The organism is Micromonospora sp. WMMD735 (genome assembly GCF_049178995.1).
GTDB lineage: Bacteria > Actinomycetota > Actinomycetes > Mycobacteriales > Micromonosporaceae > Micromonospora > Micromonospora wenchangensis.
Genome location: NZ_JBMHMJ010000002.1, coordinates 6,435,975 through 6,450,479, shown reverse-complemented (window position 1 = coordinate 6,450,479; position 14,505 = coordinate 6,435,975). Strand labels below are relative to the sequence as shown.

11 protein-coding genes are annotated in these 14,505 nt (G+C 74.6%); 1 reads left to right on the top strand and 10 read right to left on the bottom strand.

Annotation, left to right across the window (positions count from 1 at the left end; all coding sequences use genetic code 11):
* Positions 1-52 precede the first annotated feature (52 nt).
* The 5 genes from gatB to ligA all read right to left on the bottom strand — a co-directional run bounded on the left by gatB (position 53) and on the right by ligA (position 8,393).
* Positions 53-1,552, bottom strand: coding sequence for an Asp-tRNA(Asn)/Glu-tRNA(Gln) amidotransferase subunit GatB (gene gatB / locus ACN268_RS28280; RefSeq protein ID WP_421486024.1), 1,500 nt, complete (start codon positions 1,550-1,552; stop codon positions 53-55).
* Positions 1,553-1,565: 13 nt separating this feature from the next.
* Positions 1,566-3,041, bottom strand: coding sequence for an Asp-tRNA(Asn)/Glu-tRNA(Gln) amidotransferase subunit GatA (gene gatA / locus ACN268_RS28275; RefSeq protein ID WP_088641697.1), 1,476 nt, complete (start codon positions 3,039-3,041; stop codon positions 1,566-1,568).
* A 94-nt stretch (positions 3,042-3,135) separates the two neighbouring features.
* Entirely contained in the window at positions 3,136-3,441 is a 306-nt protein-coding gene (gatC, locus tag ACN268_RS28270) for an Asp-tRNA(Asn)/Glu-tRNA(Gln) amidotransferase subunit GatC (protein ID WP_088641698.1), read from the bottom strand.
* 187 nt (positions 3,442-3,628) lie between these two features.
* Positions 3,629-6,067 (bottom strand): putative bifunctional diguanylate cyclase/phosphodiesterase, encoded by a 2,439-nt coding sequence (locus tag ACN268_RS28265; protein WP_421486022.1) that lies wholly within the window; start codon positions 6,065-6,067, stop codon positions 3,629-3,631.
* Positions 6,068-6,254: 187 nt separating this feature from the next.
* Positions 6,255-8,393, bottom strand: coding sequence for an NAD-dependent DNA ligase LigA (gene ligA / locus ACN268_RS28260; protein WP_421486021.1), 2,139 nt, complete (start codon positions 8,391-8,393; stop codon positions 6,255-6,257).
* Positions 8,394-8,574: 181 nt separating this feature from the next.
* On the opposite strand from ligA, the gene ACN268_RS28255 reads away from it, so the two are divergent.
* Positions 8,575-9,087, top strand: coding sequence for a type II toxin-antitoxin system PemK/MazF family toxin (locus ACN268_RS28255; RefSeq protein ID WP_421486019.1), 513 nt, complete (start codon positions 8,575-8,577; stop codon positions 9,085-9,087).
* 103 nt (positions 9,088-9,190) lie between these two features.
* On the opposite strand, the gene ACN268_RS28250 is transcribed toward ACN268_RS28255, so the two are convergent.
* From ACN268_RS28250 to ACN268_RS28230, 5 genes are all read right to left on the bottom strand, one after another.
* Positions 9,191-10,204, bottom strand: coding sequence for an ADP-ribosylglycohydrolase family protein (locus ACN268_RS28250; RefSeq protein WP_421486017.1), 1,014 nt, complete (start codon positions 10,202-10,204; stop codon positions 9,191-9,193).
* Between the two features lie 107 nt (positions 10,205-10,311).
* The gene (locus tag ACN268_RS28245; protein ID WP_421487017.1) at positions 10,312-10,680 is read right to left on the bottom strand and encodes a VOC family protein; all 369 of its coding nucleotides are present in this window, start codon (positions 10,678-10,680) and stop codon (positions 10,312-10,314) included.
* 36 nt (positions 10,681-10,716) lie between these two features.
* Positions 10,717-11,724: a methionine synthase gene (locus ACN268_RS28240; RefSeq protein ID WP_421486016.1), complete on the bottom strand. Its 1,008-nt coding sequence runs from the start codon at positions 11,722-11,724 to the stop codon at positions 10,717-10,719.
* A gap of 44 nt (positions 11,725-11,768) precedes the next feature.
* Complete coding sequence (mnmA, locus tag ACN268_RS28235; protein ID WP_421486014.1) at positions 11,769-12,842, bottom strand: tRNA 2-thiouridine(34) synthase MnmA; 1,074 nt, start codon at positions 12,840-12,842, stop codon at positions 11,769-11,771.
* 432 nt (positions 12,843-13,274) lie between these two features.
* Complete coding sequence (locus tag ACN268_RS28230; protein WP_421486013.1) at positions 13,275-14,450, bottom strand: cysteine desulfurase family protein; 1,176 nt, start codon at positions 14,448-14,450, stop codon at positions 13,275-13,277.
* Positions 14,451-14,505 lie beyond the last annotated feature (55 nt).

Below are 14,505 nucleotides of genomic sequence, written 5' to 3'. Positions count from 1 at the left end.
ACGGCGGCCCTCGCCGTTGCGGGCGGGAAGCCCCGGCTTCCGTCCCGTTCGGTCAGCCCTGGACGCCGAGGCGCTCCAGGACCAGGTCACGGACGGTCTTGGCGTCGGCCTGGCCACGGGTGGCCTTCATCACCGCGCCGACCAGCGCACCGGCTGCGGCGACCTTGCCGCTGCGGATCTTGTCGGCGATGCCCGGGTTGGCGGCGATCGCCTCGTCCACGGCGGCGGTGAGCGCGCCGGTGTCGGAGACCACCTCCAGACCCCGGTTGGTCATGATCTCGGTGGGCGAACCCTCGCCGGCGACCACGCCCTCCAGCACGGTACGGGCCAGCTTGTCGTTGAGCTTGCCCGCGTCGACCAGCCCCTGCAGCTCGGCGACCTGCGCCGGGGTGGCCCCGATGTCGGCCAGCTCCGTGCCGGTCTCGTTGGCCCGGCGGGACAGCTCACCCAGCCACCACTTGCGGGCCGCCGCCGGGGTGGTGCCCGCCGCCACGGTCGCCTCGATCAGCTCGACCGCACCGGCGTTGAGCACCGACTGCATGTCGAGGTCGGACAGGCCCCACTGCTCCTGGAGCCGGCGACGGTGCAGCCGGGGCAGCTCCGGCAGGGCAGCCTTCAGCTCGGCCACCCAGGCGGTGTCCGGGGCGAGCGGCACCAGATCCGGCTCCGGGAAGTAGCGGTAGTCGGTGGCGGTCTCCTTGGACCGGCCCGGCGTGGTGTCCCCGGTGTCCTCGTGGAAGTGCCGGGTCTCCTGGGTGATCCGGCCCCCCGCGTCGAGCACCGACGCCTGGCGCAGGATCTCCGAGCGGACCGCCCGCTCCACCGACCGCAACGAGTTGACGTTCTTGGTCTCGGTGCGGGTGCCCCACTCCTGCCCCGGCAGGTTGAGGGAGGTGTTGACGTCGCAGCGCAGCGACCCCTCTTCCATCCGGACGTCGGACACACCCAACGAGCGCAGCACGTCCCGAAGCTCGGTCACGTACGCCTTGGCGACCTCGGGGGCGAGCGCACCGGTGCCGGGGACCGGCTTGGTGACGATCTCCACGAGCGGGATGCCGGCCCGGTTGTAGTCGACGAGCGACTCGGTCGCGCCATGGATGCGGCCGGTGGCCCCGCCGACGTGCAGCGTCTTGCCGGTGTCCTCCTCTAGGTGCACCCGCTCGATGCCGATGCGCACCAGCTCGCCGTCGACCTCGACGTCCAGGTAGCCGTCGGAGCACAGCGGCTCGTCGTACTGGCTGATCTGGAAGTCCTTCGGCATGTCCGGGTAGAAGTAGTTCTTCCGGGCGAACCGGCACCACTGCGCGATGGAGCAGTTCAGCGCCAGGCCGATCCGGATCGTCGCCTCGATCGCCGCCTTGTTCGCCACCGGCAGCGAGCCGGGCAGGCCCAGGCAGACCGGGCAGACCCGGGTGTTGGGCTCGCCGCCGAAGTCGGTCGGGCAACCGCAGAACATCTTGGTGTTCGTGCCCAGCTCGACGTGGGTCTCCAGGCCGATCACCGGCTCGTAACGCGCAACGACCTCGTCGTACGCGGGCAGTGTCGTCGTCATCTGAACTCCAGCCTCACAGTGCCGGTGGGGTGAACGTGCCGACCACGGACTCCAGCGCGGCGGCGACCCGGTACATCCGGTCGTCGGCCATCGTCGGGGCCATCACCTGCAGCCCGACGGGCAGCCCCTCGGACAGGCCGCACGGCACCGAGATGCCCGGCCCGCCGTACAGGTTCGTCGGGATGGTGAACAGGTCCGCCAGGTACATCTGGTACGGGTCGGCGGTGCGCGCCCCGATCGGGAACGCCACGAACGGCGTGGTGGGCGAGATCAGCGCGTCGACCTGCTCGAATGCCGAGGTGAAGTCGCGGGTGATCAGGGTACGGACCTTCTGCGCCTGCCCGTAGTAGGCGTCGTAGTAGCCCGAGGAGAGCGCGTAGGTGCCGACCATGATCCGGCGCTTGACCTCGGCGCCGAACCCGGCCTCCCGGGTCAGCGACATGACCTCCTCCAGCGACCGGTTGCCGTCGTCGCCGACCCGCAGCCCGAACCGGACCCCGTCGAACCGGGCCAGGTTGGAGGAGCACTCGCTGGGCGCGATCAGGTAGTACGCCGGCAGCGCGTACCGGAAGTGCGGGCAGGACACCTCGACGATCTCCGCGCCCAGCTTGGCCAGGGTGTCCACCGACTCGCGGAACGCGGCCATCACGCCCGGCTCCGCGCCCTCACCGGTGAACTCCCTGACGATGCCGAGCCGCACCCCGGTCAGGTCGCCCGTCGCACCGAGCTTCGCGGCGGCCACCACGTCCGGCACCGGCTGCGGGATGGAGGTGGAGTCGCGCGGGTCGTGCCCGCCGATGACCTGGTGCAGCAGCGCCGCGTCGAGCACGGTGCGGGCGCACGGGCCGGGGGTGTCCAGCGAGGAGGAGAACGCGACCAGGCCGTACCGGGAGGTGCCGCCGTAGGTGGGCTTCGCGCCGACGGTGCCGGTGACCGCGCCGGGCTGGCGGATCGAGCCGCCGGTGTCGGAGCCGATGGCCAGCGGGGCCTCGTACGCGGCCAGCGCGGCGGCGCTGCCCCCGCCCGAGCCGCCCGGGATCCGGTCGGTGTCCCACGGGTTGTGCGTCGGGCCGTACGCCGAGTACTCGGTGGAGGAACCCATCGCGAACTCGTCCATGTTGGTCTTGCCGAGCATCACCGTGCCGGCCGCGCGCAGCCGCTGCACGATCGTCGCGTCGTACGGCGGACGCCAGCCTTCGAGGATCTTCGAGCCGACGGTGGTCGGCACGCCCTTGGTGGTGAGCACGTCCTTCACCGCCACCGGCACCCCGGCCAGCGGCCCGAGCTGCTCACCGGCGGCCCGGCGCTCGTCGACGGCACGGGCGGCGGCCAGCGCCCCCTCCGTGTCGACGTGCAGGAACGCGTGCACCCGGTCGTCGACGGCGGCGATCCGGTCCAGGTGGGCCCGGGTCACCTCGACGGCGGAGGTCTCCCCCGAGGCCACCAGCCCGGCCAGGTCGGTCGCGGTCATTCTGGTCAGGTCGGTCATGCCGTCGCCTCGCTCCGCTCACCGGTGCCCCGGGCAGCCGGCGCACTGGGCTCGATGGTTCGCCTGTCACGCCCGGTGTCAACCACACGTCCGCTCACGACGCCACGTCCTCGTCCAGGATGCGCGGGACGCGGAACCGCTGCTCGGCGACGTCGGGGGCACCCGACAGCGCCTCCTGCGGGGTCAGTCCGGGCACCACCACGTCGTCGCGGAGCACGTTGGTCAGCGGCACCGAGTGGGAGGTCGGCGGGATGTCCGCCGCCGTGACCTCGCCGACCTGCGCGACCGACTGGAGGATCACGTCCAGTTGACCGGCGAAGGTGTCCAGCTCCTCCTCGGTGACGGCGAGCCGCGACAGTCGCGCGAGGTGCGCGACCTCCTCGCGGGAGATGGCGGCCATCGGTGCCCCCTTCGTGGCTGTGCTGCTGCGGGCGGGTGGGCCGGCCGCGACGTCGACGGGATGACGCGCGGTGACCGGAGCGAGTCTATTGTCCTGCGCCGGACCCGACGCCTCCGACTCCCCCCGCGTCCGGGCCGCCGGCCGGTCGGGGCCGCCCATCCACCCTCTCCGGGCGTGCCGGCGACGGTCAGCGGGCGTGCCGGCGGGGGATCTCGGCGTCCGGGCTGGGGACGGGGCTCAGCGGCCGGTACCGGGCCAGCCAGGCGGTCAACTCCTCGGCGGGCATCGGGCGGGCGTAGAACCAGCCCTGCGCGGCGTCGCAGCCGGCCGCGTACAGCAGTCGCCAGGTCCGCTCGTCCTCCACCCCCTCGGCCACCACCCGCAGGCCGAGCGCGCCGGCCAGCTCGATGGTCGACCTGACGATCGCCGCGTCGTCGGCGTCCCCGGCCATCCCCAGCACGAACGACCGGTCCACCTTCACCTCGGACAGCGGCAACCGGCGCAGGTGCTGCAACGACGAGTAGCCGGTGCCGAAGTCGTCGAGCGAGATGGCCACCCCGAGCTGGTGCAGCCGGGTGATGGTGGCCAGCACCCGCCGGGGGTCGGCCATCAGCGCCCCCTCGGTGATCTCCAGTTGCAGCCGGTCCGGGCGTACCCCGTAGCTGGCGAGCCGGTCGGCGATCCGGTCGACGATCTCCCCGGTGTGCAGGTCGCGGACGCTGACGTTGAGCGCTGCCCGCAGCGTGGTGCCGGCGGCGGACCACTTCGCCAACTGCGCCACCACGTCGTCGATCACCCGGTAGGTGAGCAGGCGCATCACGGCGCTCTGCTCGGCGACCCGGATCAGCTCCTCCGGGTCGACCATCCCCCGGCGCGGGTGCCGCCAGCGCAGCAGCGCCTCCACCCCGACCACCTCGCCGGTGGCGATGGCGATCTGCGGTTGGTAGTACATGGTGATCTCGCCGACCTCGGCCGCCGGGGCGGAGGGCGTCGGCGGGGCGGGGGGCGTCGCCGCCGGCCCGGTGTCCGGGGTCGGCGTGGCCGGCAGGCGCTCCGGGGCGGTGCCGTGGCGGCGGACCGGGTCGGCCCCGGTGAGGATGCGGTTCAGCAGCTCGTCGGGGTGCGCCGGGGCCGGCCGGGAGCGTCGCCGGGGCAGCCACCACCGGCCGGTGCCGCCGACGCCCGTGCCGGTGCGCATGCCGCTGCCGGGCCCGGGGCCCGGTCCGGCGTCGGGGCGCGGGGCACGGTCGGGTCCGTCGTCGGGGGCCAGCCGGGGTGGCAGCGCCGCGCCGTCACCGCCCCGCACGCTCTGCCCGGCCACCGGCCGGCTCTCCAGTACGCGCCGCAGGTCGGCCAGGAGCCCCAACCGCTCGGCGGAGTTGTGGTCGGACTCGGCCGTGTACACGGCGACGGTGTCGTTGCGGTGCTTCGCGTCGTACATGGCGACGTCGGCGTGGCGCATCAGGGTGGCGTAGTCCTCGCCGTGGTCGGGGAAGAGCGCGATGCCGATCGAGCCGCCAACGTCCAGCGGCAGGCCGTCCAGCGACACCGGCTCGGTCAGCGCGGCGACCACCCGGCCGGCCAGCTCGCGCGCCTCGTCGACACCGTCGAGCCCGCCGGCGACGATGGCGAACTCGTCCCCGCCGAGCCGGGCCAGCAGGTCCCGGTCGCCGACCACCCCGGCGAGCCGGGCGCCCACCTCGACCAGCAGCCGGTCGCCGACGGCGTGGCCGAGCGCGTCATTGACGTTCTTGAACCGGTCCAGGTCGATCAGCAGGAGCGCCACCCGCGCCCCCGGCTCGCCCCGGGCGACCCGCTCGGCGTGCCGGTGCACCTGCTCGGCCACCTCGGCGAGCAGCGCCTTGCGGTTGGGCAGGCCGGTCAGCGGGTCGAGGGCGGCGAGCTGGACCTGTTCGTCGGAGAGGTGGGCCATCCGGTAGACCGCGAACAGCGGCACCAGCACCAGCGGGATCAGCGCGGCGCTGGCCCGCGCGGCGGTGACCAGGACGGGGGCGAGCAGCAGCAGCGATCCGGTGGAGAGCAGCTCGAACGGCAGCCCCTGCCGGACGGCCGGCCACCACCGGCCGCCGAAGCGCAGCCGCAGCGCGGTGCTGACCAGGCCGTAGTTGACGACGAACCAGGTGACCGTCGCGCCGCCGACGGCGAGCACGTCGGTCCAGCCCAACCGGTCGCCGTCGAACAGGCCGCCCGGACCGAGCCGGAGCACGAGGTGGGCGGCGGCGAGCGCGCAGGCGTACTGGGCGGCGTTGAAGGTGGTCCGCCAGGGGGCGTTTCCCAGCCGGACGCCGGACACGGCGACCGCGACGGCCTGCACGAGCACCGCCGGGCCGAGGCCCCAGCCGAGCAGGATGGCGAAGGTGAAGCAGGTGGACGGGAAGACCGCGGAGGTCTGCCGACGGCCGGACGGCACGAAGGGGCGGGCGTCGCAGCCCACCGCGAGCACCGCCATCGTCCAGAACGCCGCCGGCAGCCCCGGCCGGTCGACGAGGTCGACAAGTGACGCGACGGAGACCAGGGCGGCCAGGCCGATCACCCCGGCGACGAGACCCAGGAACGGCCCCTCCCGCCCACCCGGGAACGAGTTGCGGGGGTCGGCGGTCTCCATCGCACCTCCCGGGCACGCCCATCAGGGTGTACGCCGGCCGTACACCTGCCACCATGAAACGCCCTGGGCGCCGGTGGACCCGCACGACAGCCGCGAATCGGGCGTAGTCGTGACTAAGTTGGTATACGGACCAAGCGTCACCTATGGGTGCAGCGGGACAGACGGTGCGGGGCCGGGTGGCCGGCGGTCAGCTCTCGTCGACCCGGGCCACCTCGCGGGCCGCCTCCGGGCCGGCGTCGAGCAGCACCCGGAAACCGTCCTCGTCGAGCACCGGCACCTTGAGCCCGGCCGCCTTGTCGGCCTTGGAACCGGGGTTGTCGCCCACCACCACGAAGCCGGTCTTCTTGGAGACCGAGCCGGTGACCTTGCCGCCCCGGGTCTGGATCGCCTCGGCCGCCTGGTCCCGGCTGAAACCGGCGAGCGTGCCGGTCACCACCACGGTGACGCCCTCCAGCGGGCGGGGCCCCTCGTCGACCGCCTCCTCGGCCATCCGGACGCCCGCCTCGGCCCACTTGCGCACCACGTCGCGGTGCCAGTCGACGGCGAACCACTCAGTGATGCTGGCGGCGATGGTCGGGCCGACCCCGTCGACCGAGGACAGTTCCTCCTCGGCGGCCGCCTCGATCGCCTCGACGGAGCGGAAGTGCCGGGCCAGGGCCTGCGCGGCGGTCGGCCCGACGTGCCGGATGGAGAGCGCCACCAGCACCCGCCACAGGTCGCGTTCCCGGGCCACGGCGAGGTTGTCGAGCAGCTTGGTGGCGTTGGTGCCGAGGCTGCCGTCCTTGTTGACGAAGAACGGCGAACGGGCGAGCTGCGCGGCGTCGAGGGCGAACAGGTCCCCCTCGTCGCTGATGATCGCGGCGTCCAGCAACGCGGCGGCACCCTTGTAGCCGAGCACCTCGATGTCGAACGCGCCCCGCCCGGCGAGGTGGAAGACCCGTTCCCGCAACTGCGCCGGGCAGCTGCGGGTGTTGGGGCAGCGGATGTCGACGTCGCTCTCCTTGGCCGGGGCGAGCGCCGTGCCGCAGGACGGGCAGTGGGTGGGCATGACGAACGGGCGGGCGTCGGCGGGTCGCAGCTCGACCACCGGGCCGAGCACCTCGGGGATCACGTCGCCGGCCTTGCGCAGCACCACCGTGTCGCCGATCAGCACCCCCTTGCGCTCGACCTCGCGGGCGTTGTGCAGGGTGGCCTGGGCGACCGTCGAACCGGCCACGTGCACCGGCTCCAGCACCGCGTACGGGGTGATCCGGCCCGTCCGCCCGACGCCGACCTCGATGTCGAGCAGCCGGGTGTTGACCTCCTCCGGCGGATACTTGAAGGCGATCGCCCACCGGGGCGCCCGGCTGGTCGAGCCGAGCCGACCCTGGATGGGCACCGGGTCGACCTTGACCACCACCCCGTCGATCTCGTGCTCGACGTCGTGCCGGTGCTCGGCGTAGTGGGCGATGTACTCCGCCACGCCGGCCAGGTCGGGCACCACCCGCCAGCGGTCACTGGTCGGCAGCCCCCACGCCCTCAGCGCCGCGTACGACTCGGACTGGGTGGCCGGCCGGAAGCCGGCGCGGGCGCCGGTGCCGTGCACCACCAGCCGCAGCGGCCGGGACGCGGTGATCCGGGGGTCCTTCTGGCGCAGGCTGCCGGCGGCGGCGTTGCGCGGGTTGGCGAACGGCGCCTTGCCCTGCTCGACCAGGCTGGCGTTGAGGTCGGCGAACCCGGCGACCGGGAAGTAGATCTCGCCCCGCACCTCCAGCAGCTCCGGGATGTCGGGGAACTCGTCGGAGGGGGTGAGCCGGGCCGGCACGCTGCGGATGCTGCGGACGTTGGCGGTGACGTCCTCGCCGGTGCGCCCGTCGCCCCGGGTCGCGGCGCGGACCAGCCGGCCCTGCTCGTAGGTCAGGTTGATGGCCAGGCCGTCGACCTTCAGCTCGCACAGGTAGGGCACCGGGCCACCGGCGTCGCGCTCGACGCGCTCGGCCCAGGCGGCCAGCTCCTCGTCGGCGAACGCGTTGTCCAGCGAGAGCATCCGCTCGGCGTGGGTGACCGGGGTGAAGTCGGTGGAGAAGGTGCCGCCGACCCGCTGCGTCGGCGAGTCGGGGGTGCGTAGCGCCGGGAACTCCGCCTCCAGCGCCTCCAGCTCCCGCAACTGCCTGTCGAACTCGGCGTCGGTGATGGTCGGCGCGTCGAGGACGTAGTAGCGGTACTGGTGTTCGGTCAGCTCCTGACTCAACGTGGCGTGCCGCTCCCGGGCCTCGGGGGTGGGCTCACCACCGGCCGCCGCCTCTTGGGCCGCGCTGACCTGCTGGGGAATCTCTTCTTCCGACACCCTGTCGCCTCCGGACACCGTGCGAACCTCCCCCGTGATCACGCTACGGGAGCACGGTAACCGGCCGGTAGGACATTCCCCTGCCTCCCCCCACCCGCCCGACGGGCGGCCGGCCCCGCGGCGTGCGACGATCGCCGCACGTCGGCGGCGGTGGCCGCCCGGGAGGGAGGCGGGGGTACCGATGCCGCAGTGGTTGCTGTGGGGGCTGCTGATCGTCCTGGCGGTGGCCGCCGGGTGGATGTGGAACGAGTGGCGACGCCGGGGCGGCCGCCCGTCGAGCGGTGGCGGGCGCACCCGGCCGGAGCGGGGCACCCCGCCCCGGGACCGGGCCCGACCGACCGCGCCGCCCCGCCCCCGCACCCCCACCGGCACCCCCCGACCCGGCGACATCTGGTGGGCGGACGTGCCGTTCCACGACGGCACCGGCTCGAAGGTCCGGCCCTGCCTGGTGGTACGCGCCGACGACCGGGGCGCGGAGGTGCTGAAGATCACCAGCCAGGACAAGAGCGACCGGGACGACCACGTGCCGATCCCCACCCGGGACTGGGACCCGGACGCCGAACACGACAGCTGGCTGGATCTCGCCGAACCGCTGCGTATCCCGGCCGACGCCTTCTCCCGCCGGGCAGGTAGCTGCGACCCGGCCCTGTGGCGGCGGGTGAAGCGCCTGCACGGGCGACGCAGCCCGGCCTGAGCAGCGCACCGGCCCGGCCGCCCCGGCATCTCCGTTCGTGCCGGGGCGGCATCCCCGTTCGTGCCGGCCGGCACCGCGACGGCGCGGCGTCCGGCCGGGCGGGTCAGTCCCAGGTCGCGCCGAGGGTGGCGAGCTGGTCGGCGTACTCGATACGGGAGGACCAGTCCGCAGGCCAGCCGGACATCCCGTGGGCCGCACCGAGGAACGCGCCGGCCAGCGCGGCGATCGAGTCGGAGTCGCCGGCGGTGCTCGCGCCCCGGCCGATCGCGGCCACCGGGTCGTCCGGGTGCCGCAGCACGCACAGCAACGCGGTCGCCAGCGCCTCCTCGGCGATCCAGCCCTCACCGGTGTGCCGGCAGGGGTCGTCACCGTCGTCGGGCCGGCGCAGCGCGGCGGCCAACCGGTCCAGCGCCGACAGGCACTCGTCCCAGCCGACGGCGCTGAACTGCGCCGGGGAGCCCGCACCGGCACGCCGCCACAGGTCGCCCAGCCAGTCGTCCCGGTAGGTGCCCCGCTGGCTGCGGGCCCGGTCGGCCAGCAGGCCGGGCAGTCGTGCCGGTGCCGCGCCGTCACGCAGCAGCCGCACCGCGTACGCGGTCAGTTCGCTGGCGGCCAGCCCGGTCGGGTGGCCGTGGGTGAGGCCGGCCTGGAGCTGGGACAACCCGGCGAGGGTGTCCGGGTCGACGTCGAGCAGCCCGACCGGGGTGACCCGCATGTTCGCCCCGCACCCCTTCGAGTCGACCACCGTCGCCTGCTGCCAGGGCAGCCCCCGGCCCAGCTCGCCGCAGGCCCGCAGGCAGGTCATCCCCGGTGCCCGGTTGTTGTCCGGGCTGGCCGCCCATTCCAGGAAGCGCCGCCGCAGCAGCGGCTCGACCGCCCCGGCGGTGTGCTCCGGCGCGTCGTGCAGCGCCCAGGCGACCGCGAGCGCCATCTGAGTGTCGTCGGTGACCAGCACCGGATCACCGACCAGCTCCCGGGGACCGGCCGGGCCGTAGCGGCGGCGGATCTCGGTGACGGAGAGGAACTCGGTCGGCTTGCCGAGCGCGTCACCGTAGGCGAGCCCGAACAGCGAACCGGAGGCACGGCGCAGCGAGGAGTCGGTCACGGACCCGATCATGCCCCGCCGGCACCACCCCGGCACGCCGGGCGGGCCGGAGTGGGAGGTCGGCCCCGCGACGGGCGGCACGTCTCCCGGCCGCCCGTCGCGGGGAGTAAGACCGGTGGTCAGTCCCAGCAGAGGCAGAACGGGTGGCCCACCGGGTCGGCGTACACCCGGAAGCCGTCCCCCTCGCCGGGCAGCCGCCGGGCACCCAGGGCGAGCGCCGCCTTCTCGGCCACCTCGATGTCGTCGACCGTGACGTCGAGGTGGACCTGCTGCGGACGCGCCGGATCGGGCCAGGCCGGGGGGACCAGGTCGGGCGCCTGCTGGAAGGCGAGCCGGGGCTGCTGCCCGACCGGGCCGCCGAGCACCACCCACTCGTTACCGTCGGAGTCCTCCTCGACCAGGGGCAGACCGAGCAGCTCCGCGTAGAAGCCGGCCAGCGCCCGGGGGTCGGGGCAGTCGATGGCCACGGTACGCAGTTGTCCAATCATGGCCGTCATCCTGCCCACCGGGTACGACGGGAAACCTCACCCCTCGTGCAGCCGCCGCCCCGCGTCCCGGCAGGCGGTGAGCACCGCGCGGGCGTACCCGGGGGTGGCTCCGGCCAGCCCGCAGGCAGGGGTGACCACCACCTGCTCGGCGAGTTGGCGGCGCGGGAAGCCGAGCCGGCCCCAGAGTCCGCGTACCCGGTCGGCGAGCTGCGCCGAGGTCGGCGCGACGCCGGCCGACGGCGGCAGGGTCGGTGCCACCCCGGCCAGCAGGCCGAGGCCGGCGTCGATCGCCTCGCCCAGCGGGTCCAGGTCGGTGAGCAGGGCGAGATCCAGCGCCGCCCCGACCGCCCCGGCGGTACGGATCAGCTCCAGCGGCACGTCCGGGGCGCAGCAGTGCACCACCGTCGGCACCCCGACCGCCGTGATCACCTCGCCGAGCAGGGTACGGGCGACGGCGGTGTCGACCGGCCGGTACGTGCCCAGGCCGCTCTCGGTACGGACCCGACCGGCGAGCGCCGCCGGCAGCGACGGCTCGTCGAGTTGGAGCAGGACCGACGCCCGGGGCAGCCGCCGGGTCACCGCCTCGACGTGCAGCCGCAACCCCTCCGCCAGGGACGCGGTCAGCTCCCGCACCGCGCCCGGGTCACGCAGCAGCCGCCCGCCGATCGGCAACTCCACCGCCGTGGCCAGCGTGAACGGCCCGGCCGCCTGCACCTTCACCGGCCCGGCGTACGCCTCGGCCTGCTCGGCGAGCTGGTCGAGGTCACGTTCCATCAGGTCCTGGGCCCGGCGCAGGTCCCGGCCGGGGCGGGGGGCGATCCGCCAGCGCGCGGCGTACAGCTCGACCGGCAGCTCCACGAGCAGCCCACCGGTACGCCCGATCAGGTCCGCACCCGGCCCCCGGGCGGGCAGCTCCGGCAGGTGGGGCAGGGCGGGCAGTTCACCCAGGACGATCCGTTGCGCCTCGGCGATGTCGGTGCCGGGCAGCGAACCGATGCCGGTCGCCGCGCCCACCGGCCAGGGCCACACCTGCTGTTGGGTCACGGCCGAAGGGTAACCGGCGACGGTCGACCCACCCGGCCGGTGGGTCAGCCGGAGATGGTGGCGGAGCCGAGCACCACGTCCCCCGCCGGGTCCGGCCGGTACGCCACCACGGCCTGACCGGCGGCCACCCCCCGCACGGGACGGCGCAGCTCGGCGGTGAGGCTGTCGTCGCCCACGGTCACGGTGGCCGGTACGACGTCGCCGTGCGCCCGCAACTGCACCTCGCAGGCGATCGGCGCGTCCGGCAGGTCGCCCCCGGTCCAGACCGGGCGGGTGGCGCGGACCAGCGAGACCTCCAGCGCCTCGGCGGGGCCGACGGTGACCGTGTTGGTCTTCGGGGTGATGGACAGCACGTACCGGGGTCGCCCGTCCGGGGCCGGCCGGTCCAGGTGCAGGCCGCGTCGCTGGCCCACCGTGTAGGCGTACGCGCCGGTGTGGCTGCCGACGACCGCGCCGGTCAGTGCGTCGACCACCGCGCCGGGCGTCTCGCCGAGCCGCCCGGCGAGGAACCCCCGGGTGTCGCCGTCGGCGATGAAGCAGATGTCGTGCGAGTCGGGCTTCTCGGCCACCGCCAGGTCACGCCGGGCCGCCTCGGCCCGGACCTCGACCTTGGTGGCGTCGCCGAGCGGGAACATCGCCCGGTCGAGCTGCGCGCGGGTGAGCACCGCCAGCACGTACGACTGGTCCTTGGCGAGGTCGACGCTACGACGCAGCAGCCCGTCGGGGCCGAGCCGGGCGTGGTGGCCGGTGACCACGGCGTCGAAGCCGAGGGCCACGGCCCGGTCCAGCACCGCCGCGAATTTGATCTTCTCGTTGCAGCGCAGGCACGGATTCGGGGTACGCCCGGCCGCGTACTCGGCGACGAAGTCGTCCACCACGTCGGCGTGGAAGCGCTCGGCCATGTCCCACACGTAGAAGGGGATGCCGATGACGTCGGCGGCCCGGCGCGCGTCCCGGGAATCCTCCAGGGTGCAGCACCCCCGGGCCCCGGTGCGGAAGGTCTGCGGGTTGCGGGACAGCGCCAGGTGCACCCCGGTCACGTCGTGCCCGGCGTCCACCGCCCGCGCCGCCGCGACGGCGGAGTCCACCCCGCCCGACATCGCCGCCAGAACCTTCACCGGCCCACGCTCCCTTCCCCCGTCGAGCCTACCCACCCCGCCCGCCTCCCCTCCCTCCCCGGCCCGCCCCCACTCCGCCCCGGCCCCGCCCCGGCGCTGCCCCCGGCTCTGCCCCGGCGCTGCCTCCGGTGATCAAGAGGTTTGCGTCATCCCAGCGCCCGTTCCTGACCTCAACCTCTTGATCACCGAGCACCACCACCGCTCAGCAGCCCGCAGGTGGGCTGGAAGGCGTGCGCGGTCGGGTGGGAGGGGTGCAGGCCGGTAGGGGCGGGTGATCAAGAGATTCGCGTCAGAATCCGGCGGGCGGGTGACGCAAACTTCTTGATCACCGGGGGCGGGGCAGGGGCGGAGCGGGTGCGGAGCCTGGATAGAGCCGGGGCGGGGCGGGGGTGGAGCCGGGGCGAAGAGGGCAGGCGGGGCGGGCGGGGGCGGTCAGCGGGGGGTGCGGAGGGCGGCGGCGCGGCGGGCGCGGTCGACGGCGGCGGGGAGGGCCGCGATCAGGGCGTCGACGTCGGCGGGGGTGCTGGTGTGGCCGAGGGTGAAGCGCAGCGAGGAGCGGGCCCGGTCGTGGTCGGCCCCCATCGCCAGCAGCACGTGGCTGGGCTGGGCCACCCCCGCCGAGCAGGCCGAGCCGGTGGAGCAGGCGATGCCCTGGGCGTCGAGCAGGAGCAGCAGGGCGTCCCCCTCACAGCCGGGGAAGGAGAAGTGCGCGTTGCCGGGCAGCCGGTCGTCGGGGTCGCCGTTGAACACCACCTCGGGCACCGCCTCCCGGACCCGCCGCACCAGGTCGTCGCGGAGCGCCGCCACCCGGGCGGCGTACTCCTGCTGGCCCTTGACCGCCGTCTCGACGGCGACCGCGAAGGCGACGATGCCGGCGGTGTCGAGGGTGCCGGAGCGGACGTCGCGTTCCTGCCCACCGCCGTGCAGCAGCGGGGTAGCGGCGACGTCCCGGGCCAGCAGCAGCGCGCCCACCCCGGTCGGGCCGCCGAGCTTGTGCCCGGTCACGGTGAGCGCGGAGACCCCGCTGGCCGCGAAATCGACGGGCACCTGGCCGACCGCCTGCACCGCGTCGGTGTGGAACGGCACGCCGTGTTCGGCCGCGACGGCGGCCAGCTCGGCCACCGGCTGCACGGTGCCGACCTCGTTGTTGGCCCACATCGCGGTCACCACGGCGACCCGGTCGGCGTGCGCGGACAGCTCGGCACGCAGTAGCGCCGGGTCGAGCTTGCCGGCGGCGTCCGTGGGCAGCCAGGCGACCTCGGCGCCCTCGTGCTCGGCCAGCCAGTCGACCGCGTCGAGGACGGCATGGTGCTCGACCGCGCTGGAGACCACCCGGACCCGGTCGGGCCGGACGGCCCGCCGGGCCCAGAAGACGCCCTTGACGGCGAGGTTGTCGCTCTCGGTGCCGCCGCCGGTGAAGATGACCTCGGAGGGGCGGGCGCCCAGCACGGCGGCCACCCGCTCGCGGGACTCCTCCACCCGACGCCGGGCACGCCGGCCCGTCGCGTGCAGCGACGACGCGTTGCCGACCTCGCGGGCGGTGGCGACGTACGCCGCCAACGCCTCGTCGAGCATCGGGGTGGTCGCCGCGTGATCCAGGTATGCCATCACCGTTCAGCGTAACGGCCAGCGCACGGCGCGTTGGATGCCGGACCACCCGTAC

Bases quoted from the DNA above. Each gene is read 5' to 3' on its own strand.
- gatB (WP_421486024.1), bottom strand. From the start codon at position 1,552: ATGACGACGACACTGCCCGCGTACGACGAGGTCGTTGCGCGTTACGAG.
- gatA (WP_088641697.1), bottom strand. From the start codon at position 3,041: ATGACCGACCTGACCAGAATGACCGCGACCGACCTGGCCGGGCTGGTG.
- gatC (WP_088641698.1), bottom strand. From the start codon at position 3,441: ATGGCCGCCATCTCCCGCGAGGAGGTCGCGCACCTCGCGCGACTGTCG.
- ACN268_RS28265 (WP_421486022.1), bottom strand. From the start codon at position 6,067: ATGGAGACCGCCGACCCCCGCAACTCGTTCCCGGGTGGGCGGGAGGGG.
- ACN268_RS28255 (WP_421486019.1), top strand. From the start codon at position 8,575: ATGCCGCAGTGGTTGCTGTGGGGGCTGCTGATCGTCCTGGCGGTGGCC.
- ACN268_RS28250 (WP_421486017.1), bottom strand. From the start codon at position 10,204: ATGATCGGGTCCGTGACCGACTCCTCGCTGCGCCGTGCCTCCGGTTCG.
- ACN268_RS28245 (WP_421487017.1), bottom strand. From the start codon at position 10,680: ATGATTGGACAACTGCGTACCGTGGCCATCGACTGCCCCGACCCCCGG.
- ACN268_RS28230 (WP_421486013.1), bottom strand. From the start codon at position 14,450: ATGGCATACCTGGATCACGCGGCGACCACCCCGATGCTCGACGAGGCG.